Genomic DNA, 20162 nt, shown 5'->3' with positions numbered 1-20162 from the left:
CTTATGATGGCTTCTTACTTTAACAAATACACTGTTAATAGTTAACTCTAATGGGCAAGGCAGAAAAGAAAAAAGAGTGCCACCATCTCCCAATGGCGATACTCCTCTCTCATTTAATCCAGCTTAAACACTTTTTTGCAATTCATCTTTAAACGTTTCATTCTTACTGATAACATCATTCATCCATTTTTTTGAAACAGTTCTTCTAAGTCCAAAGATCACCCTTGCCACTTCTTGTGTATTCGCCAATAAGAAGACAATGTAAATAGGCAACTGCAAGTAAGCTCCAAGTAAAGCAAGTGGCAATCCAACTAACCAAACTCCTAATAAATCAAGGTACATGACAAAACGCGTGTCCCCACCAGGACGTAACACACCAATGTTATTAACCATATTTAACATTCTAAATGGAACAATAAGCGCATAAACAAGCAAAATGGATTTTGCATAATCAGCCGCAGTTGGTGGGATGTTATAAAAACCAACAAAAATAGGGGCAATCCATACAATTGCCAAACCAACCACGATAGATAGAATCACGGTTATTTTCAAAAAGCGTTTAGCAAAATCATATGCTTGATCCTTTTCCTTAGCTCCAATACTGTTTCCAACCATAACTGAGGAAGCATCCCCTAATCCAATAAACAAAGCCATCGATAACATCATCAATGGATCAATTAACGTAACGGCCGCTAACTGATCGGTTCCCATCCGAGCGTATACCCAAAAATAACTCGTTTCCCCGAGTGTCCAAAAAATATGATTCAAAATCGATGGGATGGAAATTGTAAAGTAATTTTTTACTGTTGCCCAATCAAAAATTTGAGCAAGCTGCAACCCCTTTAAACTGCCCAACAAGTCAAATTGTATAATGAGGAACAACATGAACACACATTGAATCGTTCTAGCAATTACAGTTGCTATAGCCGCACCTTCTATCCCCATCTCCGGAAAACCCCAATTTCCAAATATAAATAGATAGTTCAACAGTGTATTAAGAGCAATAGCGAATATACTGATGTACATTGGCCTCTTCACTTCACCCATTGATCTTAAGATAACTGTTAATAAAATCGTCACTCCCGTAAAAAAGTAACTAACCGCTAGTATTGTAATAAAACTAGCGCCTAACTGAACGACTTGCGTATCCAACGAAAACAATTGGATGAGTTGATTCGGAAATACCATGACGGCAGCCGTAAAGAGAATTGAAAATATGGTAATAATACTCATCGTCAAGACGGCAATTTTACTTATCCCGACTTTGTGTCTTCTCCCCCAATATTGCGCAGCAAATATCCCCGCACCACTTGCAAACCCTTGGAAAACTAGGATGAGTACAATTGTAATTTTATTGGCGACCCCAACAGCCGCAATGCTGTTCGCACCTAATTGACCTACCATAAGGGAATCAACCATATTTAACGAAGCCGTTAAGAAAAATTGAATCGTAATCGGGATGGCTAATGCTGCCATTTTTCTATAAAATTGACTCGTTTGATTTATTTCAAGCGACATACCTGTTCTCTCCCCGCGTACACTAACTATACGCCCTATGTTTATTTAAATCTCTGTTTGTTATTTTTGTTATTTTTAGATTAACGATCATCTCATGTTGATTTCTATTTCCCTCTTGGTACACCTGTAGATTTCCGAAGAATCAACTCTCCCTTTATAAGTAATTTCTCAGGGGGGTAATCTATATTTTCTACTCTCCATAGTAACTTACTGACAGCCCTTTTCCCTATTGCTTCTTTCAATACTTGGACAGTCGAAAGTGGAGGATCAAAGTAAGAACTTGAATCAATGTTATCAAAACCAATTACTGAACAATCGCTTGGAACACTTATTTGGGACTGACGTAAACTCCTAATCACTTTTTGAGCTATATCATCATTCGAACAAACAAACGCAGTCGGTAAAGCTTCTCCCTCGTTCAGTCGATTCACTAACCATTCAATAAAATTCTCTTCAAAGAACTCATTATATATAAGGTCTACTGGCGCTTGAATATAGTCTCCTAAACCAGCTCGTTCAATCGTAATTCTAAAACCTAACCATCTCTCATAAAAGCTTTTTGAAAACGTCAAATCCCCGACATACACCATGTTCTTATGTCCTAATCCCAGTAAGTGATTCGTGGTTCTCGTTAGTCCATCAAGATCATCTGCGTAGATCGAATCCGCCTGAATCACCGGATCTTCATGATTTATAAGCAGAAGAGGCACCTGGAACTGCGCTAGATTTAACAAGACATCGGTTGATAAATGACCTACTCCAATGATCCCTGTTAGATGAGTTAATCGAATAAGACCTTCGATGTTTTGCTCCTCAGTGACAATAACCATTCCTAACTTTCTCTCATTTAACCCCTCATTAATGCCATCAATAATCTTCCCCCAATACAATGAGTCGTTTTGACTTTGATTTTGAATGACAACTAAAATAAATGATTTAGATTCATCCTTTTCAGAAGTTGAGGTTAGCGTCGGTTCACTATAATATCCTAATTGTTTCGCAACAAATAAAATCTTCTCCCGAGTTTTCTCACTCACACCCGGTTTCCCATTAAGCGTTTTAGAAACAACATACTTAGACACACCTGTAGCATTAGCTATTTGCTGCATTGTTACTTTTTTTCTCGACACTCTCTCCACCTCAAAATCCCTTCTTTATTATTTGTTATTTTCGTTAGCATAACAATAACTATATATTATCATATGTTAGCTAACACTGCCTAGAACTACACTAATAAAAAAAGAGAACAGCAACTTTGCTGCCCTCCTATAGGAACTACCGTTCTTTACTATACCAATTTTTCAACACTTCTTCTGCTTTCTTACCGTAAATATCAAAACCTACATTCTTTTTCGCTTCTTCCAGCGGATACAACTTCGTGCTCCAATCCCACCAGAAAAATCCAGCAAACCATGGCTCATTCCAGAATACCTTCAGAACTGAACTATAAAAGTTTGCTTGTTCTTCTTCGCTAAAAGGAAGCTCTGTGTGTTCAAAATCCCACGGCATCGTCGCACAACCTTCTGCACTACGACAACCGATTTCTACGAACAAAATAGGCTTATTAAACTTTTGATGAAGTTTCACGAGTTTGCCTTTTACTTCTTCCCAGTTTTTGATCATGTTCTCTTCGGAATCTCCTGCTTTTGTTGCAACTGGATAGTAAGCGCTCGTTCCTATAATATCGACCTTGTCGAACCATTCTACCCCTTCTTCTTTCCCATGATTCGCATTATAAATTAACGGTCCATTATAAACCTCACGAACGCTTGCTATAACTTGTTCCCACTGCTCTGTTCGTGATTCCGTGTTAATCATCTCACAACCGACACAGAACATTTCACAGTCTAGTTCTTCAGCAAGCTCCGCATAATGTAAAAGAAAGTTCGTATAAGAGGCAAACCATTTATTCCAATACTCAACCGCTTCCTCTGGGAAGCCAATGCGAGCTCTCCATATCCCTTCCCTTGTGTTCACAACAGGCTTTAAACAAACCTTCATCCCCAAATCCTTTGCTTGTTTCACAGCAAATTCAATATCGCGATCCGTCATCGTATGTCCGTAGTCAAAGACAATATCTGTTGAAGCAAATGTATCTTGAAAGGTGAAGAAAGATAAGGCGATCCATTCTGATCCTGTTTCTCTTAGCTTTTTCATTGATTCTACTGCTTCAGCTGTTCGATAGGCTCCACGCGTTGTGTTCCACCCATATGTCATACCTTTGATGAATATTTCCTTCATTTTCGCTACTCCCTTATGTTTTTATTTTTTCTACTAAAACATGTTAAACTACTTTCAACCTCCACATAACACTCACAAAATCACCTTCTAAAAAAGGTATGTTAATCCCGACGTTCATCAATTCATCTCCGTAGTACGATTGATTCAACACATTTACTTTATATTTTTTCCTCGGATCGAGTCCCGTTAACTTTACTTTACGATAAGGCGCATTCGGTTCAGCCAAAACAGAAAAGTAGCCAAGAACTGCTTCGGATTGATCTTTAGACACATACATCCATGCCGTGTCATTAGACGTAAACGGACTTAACAAGCGATAGAAGTTTCCGAACTGAATAACCGGTCTAACTTCTTTATAAAAAGCAATTTGCTTTTTCATCATATCTTTATCTACTTCGGATAATTGAGTAACATCAAGTTCATAACCAAAGTTACCCGACATTGCCACATGCCCACGGATTTCCATTGACGTCATTCTTTGTACTTGGTGGTTAGGAACTGCAGATACATGAGAACCCATTGCGCTCATCGGATATACTAGACTTGTGCCATATTGGATTTTCAGACGAGAAATAGCATCAGTATTATCACTTGTCCATGTTTGGGGCATGTAATGAAGGATTCCAGGGTCAAACCTCCCGCCTCCACCTGAGCAACTTTCAAACAAGATAGCAGGGAATCTAGTTGTAATCTCGTCCATCACTCGATATAAACCAAGCATGTATCTATGAGCTGTTTCTCGTTGTCTTTCCTTAGGTAGACTTTTCGACCCTATCTCTGTCATATGTCGATTCATATCCCATTTCACATACGTAATTGGAGCCGATTCTAAAATAGTGGAAATTCTCTTAACAATCTCATCACATACTTCAGGACGAGATAAATCTAAGATCAGTTGATTTCTCCCCTCTGAACGAGATCGATTAGGCACATGAATGCACCAGTCTGGATGAGCACGGTATAAATCACTATCAACGGACACCATCTCCGGCTCAAACCATAGACCAAACTGCATATCTATTTTCGTAATCTGGTTCACTAAATGGGAGAGTCCTTTCGGTAGTTTATTCACATCAACCAACCAGTCACCTAAAGAACCTTTATCACTGTTTCTTTTCCCAAACCAGCCGTCATCTAAGACAAATAACTCTACACCGAGTTCTTTTCCTTGTCTTGCAATCTCCACGATTTTCTCTTCATTAAAGTCAAAATAGGTCGCTTCCCAATTATTGATTAAAACGGGACGTGTTTGATCTCTAAATCGACCTCGGCAAAGTCTTGCTTGATAGAGAGAGTGAAACGACCTTGACATCTCCCCTAATCCATTAGCTGAATAAACCATGACGACTTCAGGAGCTTGAAAAGCCTCTCCAGGTTCTAGTAACCATGAGAAGTCAAACGGATTTATCCCCATCGTCACACGCGTTTGACGAAACTGATCGACTTCAACCGAGCCTTGAAAATTTCCGCTATACACTAAATTAAAAGCATAAACTTCTCCGAACTGCTCTGTTGTCTCTTTTTTCGTTAATGCTAAAAACGGATTTATCTGATGGCTACTTGCTCCTCTTCGACTTTCAATTACCTGAAGACCACTTCTAAGGGCACTTCTTTCTAAATGGCGCTCTCGAGCCCACGCCCCTGGAAGTGTTAGTAATTCAAAGTCCGACTCTTGGAAATCGACGTTGACACTAGCTACTTTTAAGATTTTCAGTTGCTCCTCACCTGTATTCACTAGCTTGGAGGACCGTGTAATTACATCCATCTCTTCAAAAGTCGTATAGCTTAAAATGACGTATAACCCCGTTAGCTCATCTAGTAGTGTAATCATCAACGTCTCAGCTTCATGCTTTTTTTCTACATATGTAGACGGCAATCCATCTAGCGCCGGTTTTCCTTTTACGATTTGATGTGAATTATATTTTAAATTCGTCACGGTACTTCCATTTTCTAATTGAATTTGGATGGCAGGAACTCTGAAATCCGTGTTTCCATAGGCTGGGTATTCTTGTGGCAGTGTATCCAATGAGAAGAACGGTTCACTCGGATCCGGATTAGGCGAGAAAGAGCGATCTCTAAAACGCACCTCGTTAGAGTGCTGATACACCTCTACCTTCTTACCCCAATACAAATGAGCTAAATAGCCTCCCTTCATTATTTGAAGAACATAGCTCGTTTTTATTGATTTCAAATGAAATGTTTGCGTGTTCGAATCATATATAATAGCCACTGTTATCTCCTTAAAATACATTTTTTTCCTTTGAATTACATAAAGAAAGCACTAAGGTCTTTTGGTTACTCTGCTTCGATGTCTTTATAAAAAGAAGCAGTATTACACATTCGTAACAACTGCTTCTTCAATAAACAAACACCGACAGCCTACTAATAGGAACTAATTAAATATAAGAGGCTACTAAAAAAGGATCACCTTTTCAGTAGCCTCTTAACATGAGATTAGCTGTTTCCTGTTTTTTTAAAGCCCACTGAGATTGGGTCCTTAGCAGGTACACAACGTGCGGAGCCATTGCTACTCCACAAGGTACTGAAAAAGGAAGTTTGTCTAATTTTAGTATCTTAAAAATCAAGTGGGAATTGCTTTCTTTAAGATCACCTATTTAACTGAACCTTCAGTAAAGCCATTGTAAATGTATCTTTGTAAACTTAAGAAGATGATCAGCGTAGGAATAATAACTATGATGATCCCTGCACAAATAACTTCCCATTGTGACCCGTATGGACCTTGAAATTTAAACAGCGCAGTCGATACCACTTGAAGCTCAGGTTTTGGCATATACAAGAACGGAATATAAAAGTCATTGTAAATAGCAACACCTTTAATGATAAAAACAGTAGCCATTGCTGGTTTCAATTGCGGTAAAATGATGCGGCTGTAAATAGTGAAGTAAGAAGCACCATCCAGCATAGCAGATTCATCCAGCGATACCGAAACACGGTCTAAGAACTGTAAGAAGATATAAACAGCAATGATATCCGTACTCATAAATAAGATAATAGCTGCCCATCTCGTGTTAAATAAGCCCAATTCACTAATAATTTGGAATGTAGCAACCTGAGTTGTTACAGCAGGAATTAAGGTCGCAAGTAGAAATAAACCGAGTAAAATTTTACTTCCTCTAAATTGAAAACGACTTAAAACATAAGCAATCATAGTTCCTATGAGAATCGCACTAACAATGGAGATTATTAAGATAATTGTTGTATTGATAAAACCAAGTAGCATATTCCCTTCAAAAAAAGCCCGTCCATAGTTTTCAAAGTTAAAAAAGCTTTCTGGTGGCATTAACGGACCCGTTGACGCATATTCTTGAGGTGTTTTAAAAGAAGCAAATAACACAACAAGAATAGGAATAACTGTGATCAGAAGACCTAGAATCAACGATCCATACTTTATAATATTTTGTAAAAGCACTTTTGGATTCATGATTTTAGGCCCCTTTCTCTTTAAACAGAACTTTTTGTAACAAGGTAATAAAGACAACAATAATTAGTAAGACTATACCCATAGCAGAAGCTAAACCAACCTTACTAAACTTAAAGGCTGTATCTACTGTTTGAATAACGAACGTTGCACTTCCATTCGCTCCACCAGTCATGATATAAGGAATTTCAAATACCCCAATAGCTCCGCTGATCGCTAAGATTAAATTTAATTCAACAATCCTTCTTATACTCGGAAGAATGATATATCTAAATTTATGCCAATTATTCGCACCATCGATGTCAGCAGCTTCATAAATATCACCAGAAATAGACTGAATAGCCCCTAAGAAGATAATAAAGTTAAAACCCATGTATCTCCAAACCGATGTACCCGCTAACGATATATTAATTAAATCTGGATTTCCTAACCAAAGTTGAGCATACTCTCCTAGACCAAGTAACCCTAAAAGACCATCTAACGTCCCGTCAGGTCTAAAGAAATATAAGAAAATAAATCCAATCGCTACCCCATTCAATAAATAAGGGAAGAAAATGGCTCCTTTAAAGAAGTTCTTAAAACGAACATTAAAGGTTAAAATCGTTGCAAAATAAAGAGCTAAGCCCATTTGAATAAATGTAGCAAAGAAATAATATAAACTTACAGTGAAAACTACGAAATACTCTGGTCCGGTAAAAATTTGTACGTAGTTATCCAAACCAACAAACGTCATATTCGGACTAATACCATTCCACTTATGGAAACTATAGATAAACATGTTAATTAAAGGTAAGTATGAAAATGTAAATAATAATAGTAGAGGTACTGCAGAAAAAGCTATGATAATGACAATTCTTTGTTGTCTATAATTAAGATTTCCCAAGCTGAATTTACTTTTCTTCTCAGCACTAGAGTTAGCCGATGGATTAGACATTGTGGATCCCCCTCAAACCTTCATAACGTTTTACATAGTAGGGGGGGATTCCCCCCTTCTAATGTTTACTCAACAACTCTTGTTCTTCCAGCTTCCCATCTGCTATTCAGATCATTCGTAATGTCTTCGTATGTTTCAGCTCTATTACCAATTCCTGCTTCAATCATACGTTGCTTAAAGCCTTCGATCCATAGACCAACTTCTGATTCATTATCAATTTGATCTAAAAATCCTTCTTCGCCTTCTCTATGAGGGTTCTCAGAAATAAATTCAACACCTAATTCTTCAAAAGAAGCTAATGTAGAAGGGTAGTCTTCTCCAACAACTGGTGAAATACCACCTTGGTCAACTGCATAGTTTGAATCATTAATGAAAAAGTCTACCCAAGCACGCGCCGCTTCTTTGTGATCTGAATTCACATTAATACCAATATTAAAGTCAGCAGCTACTGCAGAATAAATCGTTCCATCTTCCTGAGTATAAGGGAAAGGCATGTATCCAATTGACTCTGGGTCTTCAGCTAACTCTTGCACTTGCGTAATTGCCCAAGAACCTAATACCATTGTTGCAATTTTGCCATCTGCCATCATTTGCTTAGATGATTCCCAATCCGTTGTTAAAGGATCTCCTTCAATTAAGCCTTGATCTGCAGCATCATACATTACTTTATAAAGAATATGATGCGGTTCCCCTTCAGCAAATGGAGCGTCCGTATGAATTAACTCATTGGTGAAATCAGGATTTCCAGCAATGGAAACACGATTTGGCTCCCACTGATTTAGTGGCCAGCCAGCTCCATAATTTGTATACAACGGGATAGCATCCGTATTTTCATTAATGGCACTTAATGCTTCCATAAACTCTTCTGGAGTAGCAGGCACATCCGTTACACCCGCTTCTTCAAAAACATCCTTGTTATAAAGAATTCCGTTTGCATTAATCGTAATTGGTATTCCATATGTGACTCCTTGATAAGCCATATCATCTGTAAATAAGTAATTTTCTAACATTTCTTCCGTTGCACCAAGCGGCTCAAAGAAGTGAGGTAAATCTTCAACTGGTACGTTATCAGGAATCATTAGGACATCACCGTAGTCTTTCGTATTCATACGAATATTAACTTGACCTTGATAATCCGTAATCGCTTCAAAGCTTAGATTTACATTAGGATATGTTTCTTGGAATTCCGCTGCATAATCTTGGAACACCGTATCAACGATATCTGTACGATGGACAAGAACTGTTAAGTCTCCACTTACATCAGCTGGATCCGTAACTGTTAACTCTCCATCTGTTCCTACTTCTGGTACCGCTTCTTCTTCTTCTGCTCCTCCACAACCTGTCATTGTAAGCGCGACAGCCGCTGCTGTAGCTAACATCCATCCTTTAAAATGTTTCATCTTACTCATCTGTATTGCCCCCCTTAATTAACTTTTACTTTATCGTTAAAGTAATAATTTAATAATATTATGTTACCGCTTTCTTGTCAATCAATTTAAGAAACTATTAACTAATAAAATTTCAGAAAAAAATAAAGTGACACATAAAGTTATGAAATATCAAATACACTCCTTAAGCTCAACTGTTTTTTAAACTCACTTAAGTTTATTTTTGAGCTCAAGCTATTTTTTTTGACAGTAATCACTCTCTTTTCATTTGCTGAAACATCGAAATAGTTATCACTAAACTTACAATCAGCGTCTAGTAAATCCAATTCAACATACTTAGCAAATGCTTGTGAATGAACAGAAATGATAAATTGATCGTTCTCCTCTAAGACCTCTGTCTTTAGCTTTGGATCTAGAAATGTAAAGTGTTTCGGTTTCACAAATAAAACCGTCACCATCGTTTCCTGCTGACCATTAATAAACAACGTACATTCTACATACACGTCTCTTTTCTTCTCATCGGTTAACTCATTAAAGCTTAATGATTCAAGTTTTTTAGCACTTAGCTTTTCTACCGTGGAATGAACTGTCCCCTCCTTTATAACTTCAGTTGAGTTGGTTCTAAGCTTCCAGTCAACTTGGCATGTAACATCCACTGCCTTATCATTCGTCAAATGGATCTCCACGTTCGTTCCTTCTTCACATAAAGAAAGTAGCACAGGCGCATAGAATTTCTTTGCAAAGTAATGCAAAGCTTTCCAACGTCCGAAGTTATCAATGCTAGACCATGACGCAACAGGCCAGCAATCATTTAGTTGCCAGTAGATAGAACCCATACAACGCCCTCTATTTCTTCTCCAATGCTCAACTCCATACTTAATCGCCTCTGCTTGCAGAATTTGCGAAGTATATAATAAAGATTTAAAATCTTTTGGATAGAGAAATGTTTGTGATAAGTAATTTAGAATTTTTCCATTCGCCTCACCGTTTTTTTGGTGATTCTCCATGACATTAGAAAAGATATTACGATCCTCTGGCAACGTAAAAGAATCAATAGTCTTTATAGATGGGAAAGACTGAAAACCAAACTCAGAACAGAACCGGAAATGAAATTTACGGTATTCTGTAAATGGTTTTAACCCATGCCAAACATCCCAATAATGAACGTCACCTTCATTTTCACTATTTGGTTTGTCAAACCCACCACCTGATGATGGAGAGGAAACCCAATAAAACGTTTCAGGATCTAATTCTTTAACGATTTCTGGGAAGATAATCTCAAACTGTTTCAAGTAATCCGTTCTTAGTTTGGCTGTTTTAGGAAAATCCCAATGAACCCAAGCTTCTTCCATTTCATTATTCCCACACCATAGAGCTAACGAAGCGTGATGACGTAGTCTTTTGATGTTGTCTGCAATTTCTTTTTTTATATTTTCTGTAAACTCATTTGTTAGTTCATAGACACCACAAGCAAACATGAAATCTTGCCATACGATTAAACCGTAGCGGTCACATAATTCATAGAAATCTTTATTCGGATAATACCCTCCGCCCCAAACACGAATCATGTTAAAATTCGCTTCAATACAGTCTTGAATTAATCGTTCCGTCTTTTCTCGCGAACCGCGTGAGATCAGATTATCTTCCGGGATATAATTGGCTCCCATCGAAAAAATAGACAGACCATTAACTTCGAACTCAAATGTTTTCCCCCATTGATCCGGTTCTTGTCTCACTTTAATTGTTCGAAGTCCTATTTCAAAGGTTTGAACATCTAACGCTTGTCCATTTGATTGCACGGTAACACTTAATCCATACAATGGCTGCTTTCCATAGCCATTCGGCCACCAAAGTTCAGGCTCTTCAATATCAAATATGATATTCTCCTCTAGTTGATCCGTAGTCATAGAAAGCATTTGAGTCTTTCCTTTTGGACAAGTTAGCTCTACTTTTACATCAACTTCGCCTTTAAGCCATTTTTCTAAACGAATTCTCGTTTTTAACTCAACAAGGTTCTCGTGATGAACTTGCGTAAAGTAGATGTCCTCTAGCCGAGCTTCATTATAACTAACAAATGAAATATCCCTCCAAATTCCACTATCCGGAATTTTTGGCCCCCAATCCCAACCAAACATATAATGCGCTTTACGAATGTGAGGATATCCTTTTATCGCATCCACTACGCCCCAGAGCGGCCTTTCTTCATCTAACTTCTTAATATAATGAACAGGAGATAAGAGTGTAATTGTTATTGTATTCTCTCCAAGATGCAATATATTTTTCACATCAATTTCATAAGTACGATGCATGTTATTCGTACGGGCAATCACATGGTCATTGATCGTGATTTCGGCAAGTGTATCTAGTCCTTCGCACAATAGAAAGATTCTCTCCTGCTCAAGAAAATCTTGTTCCACCTTCACTTTTCGTGAATATTGATAATCTTTAGAAGCAATCTCATAGGCATACTTTTCATTATCTCGATAAAACGGATCCTCGATCTTCTTATTCTGTAGTAAGTCGTTAAAGACAGACCCAGGTACCGTAACACCGATCCATTCATCCGTATCGGTACTCCTCATCTTCCACGCACCATTTAAATTGATTCTCTTCAAGGGAAAACACCTCGTTTATCATTTAATAGATTCTCATATATTCTTCAGCTATTTAAAGTAACCATGAAACGTGCAACAACGCGAGTTACAGCAAGCTAATTAAATAACATAAATTAACTTATCGTTTAGCTTACAATTAATTCTATTATGGCAACGCTTTCCTGTCAATAAAGAACTACGTCAAAAGGCTAATAATTTATAATTTATATTTATAGAGCATATCGGCCTGTTACGCTATATAAGCTCTTTCAGGGACAACCCAGGCAACCTTATCTAATCAGATCAGTAGCTACCATCCTCTTCTTCTAGAACACCAATACTAGCTCGAGAACAAAAAAAAATCGCCAATTTCTTCCTTGACGATCTCTCTTTTCCAATATAGTTGGCAATTAATTTTGTTAGTTACTTTATTTTTATACTGAAACCTTACTTTTTTATACCTGCAACTCTGCCTAAAAAAAACAATATCGCAAAGCCGTACAGAGCTGGAAAACTTATGATAAAAAGAAAGAAATTTATAGTTGCAATATACCCCAATCCAAATACAACGGCTAACAGTCCAATGGAAAGGAGTAAATTTCTTAAAGCAGCTAAAAATCCATGGATACATCCTGCTTTCAACGTCATTTGTTTAATAACAACAAAATGGGCACCGTACGATAAAACAATGATGGTTAATGCTAATATGTACACAACGAAAATCGTTAACAGGAGGGACACACCATCATCTGGACGCTGATTAATAAAAAATAAGCCTGTATAATAAAGCACAAATAAAAAAGAGAATAGAAAGGAACCTGCTTTATATTCGCTGTACTTGTTATAGTACTCACTATATAAGGAACTTACACTGTGCTCTTCTTCTTCAAACCCTCTTCTAATGTCGTTCATAACCGCTAGCAACGCAAATAATGAAGGGAGGAAACCGTAGATAATGAGGCCTCTTAACATATAGACCCAAAAAAGCAAACTCGCTTTCACACCTTGATATACTCTCGTAATAAATTGTAAATCAAACATCCATTTCGTCCTTTCATTCACACACTTCAGCTTGGTTCTTTTTACCATTTTTCGTACCAGAAACATCTCTTAGATAAAAAGCAACAGTTAGAGAGAGCCCCTGCCATCCTCCCTTTCTATTGCTATTTCAGCATTTGTTTAAGTTGGTAAAATCCCTTTTTCTTCATTAACTCTTCATACATCCCAGCCTCTGCACATGTCCCGTTCTTCGTTACAACAATTCGGTCTGCATCACGAATCGTTGATAAACGGTGTGCCACGATAAAAGTTGTTTTCCCTTGGAGTAATTGACGAATAGCCTGTTGAATACGGTATTCCGATTTGTTATCTAATGCAGAAGTGGCTTCATCTAATAAGATAATCTCCGGGTTTCGTATCAGAGCACGGGATCGCAATTCGCTGACGTTGCCCCCAGACAGTTTTCCACCATGCTCGCCAATTAATGTGTGTAAGCCGTTAGGCATCTCTGCAACGACATCTTGGAGATTTACCACCTCAACGACTTGCCATAGACTCCTCTGAGACATTTTCAGACCATAAGTAATATTATCCCGAATTGAAGCTTTTTAGTAGCCTAGATGGTGTTGGCTTATTTAATGACTCTTTTAAAAATAATGCAAACTAAAATTGTAAAAATTGATATATTTTATCCGGTAGTCCTGGTAGTTCTTCATGGGCAAAGTCTGGATACACTTCTATGCTTTTGTTGCTTTTTAATTTATTGAATACAGCAAACTGAGTCGATGGTGGACAAATCGTATCCATTAGGCCCACGCCCATCATTACCTCAGCTTGAACTCGTGAAGCTAAATGTTGGATATCGATGTATCCTAATTTGGTGAAAATCTCTTCTTCCCTTTTATGTTGTGGGTCAAAGAACCGGAAGTGTGTTCGTAATTCATGGTAAGCATCTTTATCAAGATCCATCTCCCACACCCGCTTATAATCACTTAGAAACGGATATACAGGCGCAGCCTTTTTAATACGTGGTTCAAGAGCCGCACAAGCAAGGGTTAATCCTCCTCCTTGCGACCAACCCGTTGCAGCTACACGATTTCCATCGACTTCAGGAAAGTCCATCACAATTCCTGCAAGTTGAGCGGTATCGAGAAATATATGACGAAATAGCAAATCATCCGGATTTTCTCCATCTAGTCCTCTAATAATATGTCCGTGTAATGTGTTTCCTTTCACCCCACCTGTATCTTCCGAATAACCGCCTTGACCGCGAACATCCATCGCAACAACTGTATACCCACGTGCTGCATAAGCTAAAAGTCCAACCCAGTCTCCTGCATTAACCGAATACCCGTGAAATTGCACAACAGCCGGATGTTTCTCCTTACTCTTTTTCGGTCTTGCGTATTTCGCATGAATTCTCGCTCCACGAACTCCAGTAAAATAAAGATCAAAACAATCTGCAAAAGGTGCCTGAAAGGAACTCGGAACTAGCTCAATATTAGGGTCAACAGACCTCATTTCTCTCAGTCCTCTTTCCCAGTATTCATCAAAATCAACTGGACGAGGATTGCGACCTTCGTACTCGCTTAACTCTTCTAAGGACATATCAATAAGTGGCATGCTCATGTTCCCTTCTAGGATTATATTAAGAAGTAAAAGAATAAATGAATTCAGCGTTACCTGTTAATTCGTACGTATCAATAGTTGATGGAATGACAAAGTGGTCGCCTGTTTTGTAAGGATACGATTGCTGATTAACCGTAATTACCCCTTTACCATTCAACACACTATATAATAGATATTTACCATCCGTTTTTTGATCGACTGTACCTTGTAAAAGACCATGAAAAACCGTAAAATATTGTTCTGAGACAAGTTTTTTTATTGTTAGTCCTTGCTCTATTGAGACTACTTGTTCTATTCGAGCGTCTTGATGGGGAATGGTCGTCACCGTAATTGATTGTTCAAGATGTAGTTCTCTTGTATTGCCTGTTACATCTTTTCGGTCATAATCATACACTCTATAAGTTGTATCCGAACTTTGTTGAGTTTCTAGTATGAGGGCTCCTTTTCCAATTGCATGGATGGTCCCACTTGGTACATAATAAAAATCTCCTGGTTGAATAGGTACCTTTTTAAGCAATTTATCCCATTCTCCCTTTTCAATCATTGAAACGAATTCCTCTTTTGTTTTGCCGTGATGGCCTATAATTAATTCGGATTCAGGTTCGCAATCAATTACATACCAGCACTCGGTTTTTCCAAGCTCTCCATTTTCATGACTGTTTGCATACTCGTCATTTGGGTGAACTTGAACAGAGAGGTCGTTATTAGCGTCAAGTATTTTAACGAGCAATGGGAATTGTTCTCCTTTTTCATTACTAAACAACTCACGATGCTGATCCCAAGCTTCCATCAATGTTTTTCCTTTTAACGGGCCATTCTTAATACGTGAAGGACCGTTCGGATGAGCTGAAATCCCCCAACATTCTCCTGTTGTGTTCGTCGGAATATCGTAACCAAAACGATCACTTAATTTCGTGCCACCCCAAATACGATCTTTAAAAACTGGTGCTAAAAACATAGGTTCCTTGTACATAAATCGCCCTCAATTCCAGCTTAACTTTTAGTTTAAAATTTTATTAATACTATCAATGGTTTCTGTTGATAATTTAACGCCTATCGCCTTTACATTTTCTAGAACTTGCTCAGGCTTACTCGCTCCAATAATGGTGCTAGCTACATTGTCGTGTCTTAGAACCCAAGCTAGTGCTAATTGGGATAACGTTAAACTTTGTTCACATGCCAAACCTTGCAAACGCTCAACCTTCGTTAAGACGTCCTTTGTTAAGTACGGAGCAATATACATATTCGATGAGTCATCCGCTGCCCGGCTTCCTTTCGGATACTCCATTCCTGCTTTGTATTTTCCACTTAACACTCCTTGAGCTAATGGCGAATAAATAATTTGACTAATTCCATTCTGTTCACTAAAAGGAATCACCTCATTTTCTATATCTCTATGGAACATGTGATACATCGGTTGATTGACAACAATTCGATCCAACAAAAACTGATCCGCTACTCGTAAGGCTTCTAACATTTACGTTGCCGTCCACTCACTCACACCAACATATAATACTTTGCCTTGGCGTAAAAAATCTTCAATGGTTCGTAATGTTTCATCAATTGGTGTCTCAGTATCAAAGCGGTGGCAATAGTAAATGTCTACATAATCTTGTTTCAACCGTTTTAAACTCGAATGCAGCTGTTCGAACACATGCTTTCTAGATAAGCCACGGTCATTTACACCATCTCCCATTGGCCAAAATACTTTTGTGGCTAGGACATAAGACTCTCGCGGATACTTTTTCAAAGCATCCCCTACGATTTTTTCGCATTCACCAATGGCATACACATTTGCAGTGTCAAAAAAATTAATTCCGACGTCATAAGCTTGATCAATGATTTTCTCCGCTTTTGCTTTTTCAACCACATTTCCGTATGTTAACCAACTACCTAAACTAATCTCACTTACCTTTATTCCTGTTCTACCTAGCTTTCGATATTGCATGTGGAACCATCCCATTTCCTTTAAGCTTGATGATGGTATTTGACAAGCGAAGCAGCCCCAATGAGACCAACATCATCTCCCAATTGGGTTAGCTGAAACTCTAGAGAATCTGCCATTAGTTTCATCGCACGTTCCTTAGCAAATTGAATAGCTGGCTCTAATAAAAAGGCACCAACTTTGCTTACACCACCACCCAAAATAATCATACTCGGGTTATATAAGTGAATAACGTTTACTAACGCGACACCTAAATACATTCTCGTTTCTTCGACAATCTCTAAGGCCAAACGATCCTTCTTTTTAGCCGCATCAAAAATCAATTTCGTCGTTAATTCCTCACATTCATGTAAAGCTGAAGCTGACTCTAAGTCTTGCTCGAGAAGTGCCTTTGCGCGTCTTACAATACCTGTTCCTGAAACAAATGCCTCAAAACAACCTCTATTCCCACACCCACAAAGTGGCCCTTCAGGATTCAAACTCATATGCCCTACTTCTGCTGAACTCCCATTTTGACCAAGTAACAATTGACCATTATCTATAATACCTGTTCCAACACCTGTACTTAACGTTAAATAGACAAGATTAGATTTTCCTTTTCCACTCCCAAAGAAGTATTCACCTAATACAGCTGCGTTCGCATCATTATTTAAGTACACTGAAAGCTGAAATTCCTCTTCAAGAAGCTTTTTCAATGGAATCCGATTCCAGCCAGGTAAGTTAGGAGGAGACATGATGATACCTTCGAATACATCTAATGGACCAGGACAGCCAATTCCAATTCCACCAATTGATTCTTTGCCGTTCTTTACAATTACAGGTAGACTTATTTCGTGTATAAGAGATTTTATTCTCTCTACTACCTTTGTTGGACCTTCTTCAGCCTTCGTTAAAGTGGCCTTCCGATCTAATAATTCACCCTCTTCTGTAAACAAACCAATTCTTATTTGCGTGCCACCTAAATCAACACCGATAAGAAACATACCATTCTCCTTCCATCTTACCAAAGAAGTCAGACTAGCAATAAGCCAGTCTGATACCTCGGTGTTCTCTTTATTTAGATAAATAGAAATCTCTAACTGTTTTCTCTGCTTTCTTTCCATACATGCAGTAATCATCATTTTTTGATGCTTCTTCTTTCGGATAAAGCACTGCAGGCCAATCCCATAGCATAAACCCATTAATCCATTTTTGATCCGTTGTTTTCGTAAACATTTCATTTAAATAGGCATCTTGTGCTTCTTCATTAACTTGACCTTTATTTAAATTCCAATCGTTTGGTACATTTGGTGATCCAGTACGACTTGGACATCCCGCTTCCATAAAGAAAAACGTTTTATCGTATTGTTCAACGACTCCTTTAATACGAGCTACTTGCTCATCCCAAGAATCAATTGGGTAATATCCACTAGAGGAGATAATATCAACGGCATCCCACCACTTCACTTGACCCTCTTGGTATTTATCGCAATTATACGTAATCGGCCCTGAGTAAACTTCTCTCACTTTACGAATTAATTCACGCCACTCTTTTTCTCTTCGATCTGTTTGGACCATTTCACAGCCGATACAGAACATTTCACAGCTTGTTTCCTCTGCTATTTTGGCATAGTGTAAAATAAAAGCCTCATAACTTTTGAACCAATCAGACCATTTCGGCTCACATGGAACATCTAGGTCAAAAAAGTTTATATGAGCACGCCACGTGCCATCCTTACAGTTTACAACTGGTTTTAAACAAACGTTTAAACCCAATTCCTTCGCTTCCTTAATTGCCCAATACACTTCATCATCCGTTACGACTGGATCATTTTTAAAATCAATTTCTGTTGAAAATGCTGTCTCTTGTAATCCTTGAAAGGCAATAGCTGTCCAATTGACCGCGATATCTTTCATCGCTGTCATCGATTGTTTAGCTTCTTCTGTATTCCATTGACCACGAGTTCCTACCCAACCCCATGTCATCCCTTTAATATATTCCATTTTTACTCTCCCTCTCCAAGTTCCTTCTATATAAACCTTACGATGTTACTTTATTAATTCTTTCAATCATTTCATAGCAAAATCTAGAGTTATGATACGGACATTTCCAAGGATCGACCTTTGGCATGTTCGAATCAATTTCTAAATTCGCATCTCGCTTCCAGAACCACTCTCCACTTTTTTGGTCGATTATATACGTCTTGGTAAACGTCCATAACTGATCGACTGCATCCAAGTAGGCTTGGTCAGCTGTAAGTTGGTACGCATTAAAAAATCCAACCACAGCTTCAGCTTGAACCCACCACACTTTGTCTTTATCAAGATGGTCGCCGTCTAATTCATTCATCACACTACCATCTTGGTCAATTCCATCTTCTAGAACCTTTTTCGCCATTTTAATGGCAACCTCTTCAACCTTATGAATCAATTGCTCGTCTCCAACGACTTCTGCTGCTTCATGTAACAACCAGCTTCCTTCAATATCATGACCATATGAGATGACATCTGATTTCGAATTCCACTCTTCATCAAAAAATAACTTAAATTGGTATTGGTCAGATACAATGTGTTCTAATGTAACATCAATTAATTCAATTAATTTTTCTTTAAACGCTTCATCTTTCCACACTCTGTACAAATTCGTATACGCTTCTAATATATGAAGATGCGTATTCATTGATTTTGCTGTATTTAGATCTTTGCCACTAAGACGAAGATCCTCATCCGCTTTCCAATCACGAGTAAATGCTTCGAGATATCCTTTGTTCTCTTGGTCATAAGCGTATTTTTCAATTAATTGATATAAATCAATCGCTAGTTTTAAACTTTCTTTGTTTTTCGTAGCCATATAATATTCGGTTAGTCCATAGATTCCAAACGACTGATTGTAAATATGTTTTCGGTCTTCAGAAGGTTGACCCTTATAGTCAAGCATCCAATAAATGCCGCCATGCTCTTGATCTAAAAAATGATTTTTTAAATAATCAAAAGCGTGATCAGCTATCTCCAAATATTTTGGGTCTTTTAGTTGATTAAAGGCCTTTGAATACGACCACAAGATCCGTGAATTCAAGATACAACCTTTATCTGCTTCTTTATTAACTTCTTGATCGTTTGTCATATAGCCATAAAAGCCACCAAAATTTTTATCAACCGTATGTTCCATCCAAAACGGCAAGATATTATTTACTAGTTCATCTTCAATCTCTTTTTTGAGCAATTGTAAATCAAATGTAGACATATTAATTTCCTTCTTCCATTACTAAGATAAAAACAAACAAAGGCAGAATATCGCTTACCTTTATCTCTTTTTTTACAAACGACCTTCCTCTTGATCATTTCCTACGGCTTCATGATACCTTTTCAAAAAATCAATGATCTAAGTAACTGTTGTAAAGCAATTTCCCCCTAATAGGTTAAATCCGGACCTTCACTTATGAAATTTCCAAAATGAGTGAGGCCACATTAACTTGGGCGAGAAAACAAAATAAAC

At 37.9% G+C, this 20162-nt stretch carries 15 protein-coding genes and 1 pseudogene; all 16 read right to left on the bottom strand.

Translation table 11 applies throughout. The annotated features are described in order from the left end of the window. Window positions 1-123 precede the first annotated feature (123 nt). Complete coding sequence (locus BALCAV_RS07760; protein ID WP_004428248.1) at window positions 124-1518, bottom strand: MATE family efflux transporter; 1395 nt, start codon at window positions 1516-1518, stop codon at window positions 124-126. Between the two features lie 104 nt (window positions 1519-1622). Beyond that, window positions 1623-2648, bottom strand: coding sequence for a LacI family DNA-binding transcriptional regulator (locus BALCAV_RS07755; protein ID WP_004428249.1), 1026 nt, complete (start codon window positions 2646-2648; stop codon window positions 1623-1625). A gap of 145 nt (window positions 2649-2793) precedes the next feature. Next, window positions 2794-3759: a glycoside hydrolase family 113 gene (locus BALCAV_RS07750; protein WP_004428250.1), complete on the bottom strand. Its 966-nt coding sequence runs from the start codon at window positions 3757-3759 to the stop codon at window positions 2794-2796. Between the two features lie 43 nt (window positions 3760-3802). Continuing rightward, window positions 3803-5989: an alpha-galactosidase gene (locus tag BALCAV_RS07745; RefSeq protein ID WP_004428251.1), complete on the bottom strand. Its 2187-nt coding sequence runs from the start codon at window positions 5987-5989 to the stop codon at window positions 3803-3805. 381 nt (window positions 5990-6370) lie between these two features. Next, window positions 6371-7201: a carbohydrate ABC transporter permease gene (locus BALCAV_RS07740; protein ID WP_004428253.1), complete on the bottom strand. Its 831-nt coding sequence runs from the start codon at window positions 7199-7201 to the stop codon at window positions 6371-6373. Between the two features lie 4 nt (window positions 7202-7205). Continuing rightward, window positions 7206-8132, bottom strand: a complete 927-nt coding sequence (locus BALCAV_RS07735; protein ID WP_004428255.1) for a carbohydrate ABC transporter permease — start codon at window positions 8130-8132, stop codon at window positions 7206-7208. A 65-nt stretch (window positions 8133-8197) separates the two neighbouring features. Next, a complete protein-coding gene (locus tag BALCAV_RS07730; protein ID WP_004428256.1) occupies window positions 8198-9541 on the bottom strand; it encodes an ABC transporter substrate-binding protein in 1344 nt (447 codons plus the stop codon). A gap of 140 nt (window positions 9542-9681) precedes the next feature. Then, on the bottom strand, window positions 9682-12135 hold the full coding sequence (locus BALCAV_RS07725; RefSeq protein ID WP_004428257.1) for a beta-mannosidase: 2454 nt from the start codon (window positions 12133-12135) through the stop codon (window positions 9682-9684). Window positions 12136-12561: 426 nt separating this feature from the next. Next, window positions 12562-13155 carry a DUF624 domain-containing protein gene (locus tag BALCAV_RS07720; RefSeq protein WP_004428258.1) on the bottom strand — a complete coding sequence of 198 codons (594 nt, stop codon included), beginning with the start codon at window positions 13153-13155 and terminating at the stop codon, window positions 12562-12564. A 122-nt stretch (window positions 13156-13277) separates the two neighbouring features. Continuing rightward, window positions 13278-13649, bottom strand: a complete 372-nt coding sequence (locus BALCAV_RS07715; RefSeq protein WP_004428259.1) for a P-loop NTPase family protein — start codon at window positions 13647-13649, stop codon at window positions 13278-13280. A gap of 127 nt (window positions 13650-13776) precedes the next feature. Next, window positions 13777-14736: an alpha/beta fold hydrolase gene (locus BALCAV_RS07710; protein WP_004428260.1), complete on the bottom strand. Its 960-nt coding sequence runs from the start codon at window positions 14734-14736 to the stop codon at window positions 13777-13779. 25 nt (window positions 14737-14761) lie between these two features. Further along, the gene (gene manA, locus BALCAV_RS07705) at window positions 14762-15715 is read right to left on the bottom strand and encodes a mannose-6-phosphate isomerase, class I (protein WP_004428261.1); all 954 of its coding nucleotides are present in this window, start codon (window positions 15713-15715) and stop codon (window positions 14762-14764) included. A gap of 27 nt (window positions 15716-15742) precedes the next feature. Beyond that, window positions 15743-16690 (bottom strand): annotated as a pseudogene (locus BALCAV_RS07700) (aldo/keto reductase family protein). A 20-nt stretch (window positions 16691-16710) separates the two neighbouring features. Next, a complete protein-coding gene (locus BALCAV_RS07695) occupies window positions 16711-17808 on the bottom strand; it encodes an ROK family protein (protein ID WP_136446054.1) in 1098 nt (365 codons plus the stop codon). After that, window positions 17741-18670 carry a glycoside hydrolase family 113 gene (locus tag BALCAV_RS07690; protein ID WP_004428265.1) on the bottom strand — a complete coding sequence of 310 codons (930 nt, stop codon included), beginning with the start codon at window positions 18668-18670 and terminating at the stop codon, window positions 17741-17743. The genes BALCAV_RS07695 and BALCAV_RS07690 overlap by 68 nt, the downstream gene beginning before the upstream one ends. A gap of 37 nt (window positions 18671-18707) precedes the next feature. Then, window positions 18708-19910 (bottom strand): AGE family epimerase/isomerase, encoded by a 1203-nt coding sequence (locus BALCAV_RS07685; protein WP_004428266.1) that lies wholly within the window; start codon window positions 19908-19910, stop codon window positions 18708-18710. Window positions 19911-20162 lie beyond the last annotated feature (252 nt).

Source organism: Alkalihalobacillus alcalophilus ATCC 27647 = CGMCC 1.3604 (assembly GCF_000292245.2).
In the GTDB taxonomy this organism is placed as follows: Bacteria; Bacillota; Bacilli; order Bacillales; family Bacillaceae_D; genus Alkalihalobacillus; species Alkalihalobacillus alcalophilus.
The sequence above is the reverse complement of the archived record's forward strand: the minus strand, read 5'-3'. Positions and strand labels throughout refer to the sequence as shown.

What these genes read in the sequence shown, in the direction of transcription:
- BALCAV_RS07760 (WP_004428248.1), bottom strand. Translation starts at nt 1,518, where the DNA reads ATGTCGCTTGAAATAAATCAAACGAGTCAATTTTATAGAAAAATGGCA.
- BALCAV_RS07690 (WP_004428265.1), bottom strand. Translation starts at nt 18,670, where the DNA reads ATGGAATATATTAAAGGGATGACATGGGGTTGGGTAGGAACTCGTGGT.
- BALCAV_RS07740 (WP_004428253.1), bottom strand. Translation starts at nt 7,201, where the DNA reads ATGAATCCAAAAGTGCTTTTACAAAATATTATAAAGTATGGATCGTTG.
- BALCAV_RS07695 (WP_136446054.1), bottom strand. Translation starts at nt 17,808, where the DNA reads ATGATGATTACTGCATGTATGGAAAGAAAGCAGAGAAAACAGTTAGAG.
- BALCAV_RS07730 (WP_004428256.1), bottom strand. Translation starts at nt 9,541, where the DNA reads ATGAGTAAGATGAAACATTTTAAAGGATGGATGTTAGCTACAGCAGCG.
- BALCAV_RS07750 (WP_004428250.1), bottom strand. Translation starts at nt 3,759, where the DNA reads ATGAAGGAAATATTCATCAAAGGTATGACATATGGGTGGAACACAACG.
- BALCAV_RS07720 (WP_004428258.1), bottom strand. Translation starts at nt 13,155, where the DNA reads ATGTTTGATTTACAATTTATTACGAGAGTATATCAAGGTGTGAAAGCG.
- BALCAV_RS07685 (WP_004428266.1), bottom strand. Translation starts at nt 19,910, where the DNA reads ATGTCTACATTTGATTTACAATTGCTCAAAAAAGAGATTGAAGATGAA.
- BALCAV_RS07735 (WP_004428255.1), bottom strand. Translation starts at nt 8,132, where the DNA reads ATGTCTAATCCATCGGCTAACTCTAGTGCTGAGAAGAAAAGTAAATTC.
- manA (WP_004428261.1), bottom strand. Translation starts at nt 15,715, where the DNA reads ATGTACAAGGAACCTATGTTTTTAGCACCAGTTTTTAAAGATCGTATT.
- BALCAV_RS07710 (WP_004428260.1), bottom strand. Translation starts at nt 14,736, where the DNA reads ATGCCACTTATTGATATGTCCTTAGAAGAGTTAAGCGAGTACGAAGGT.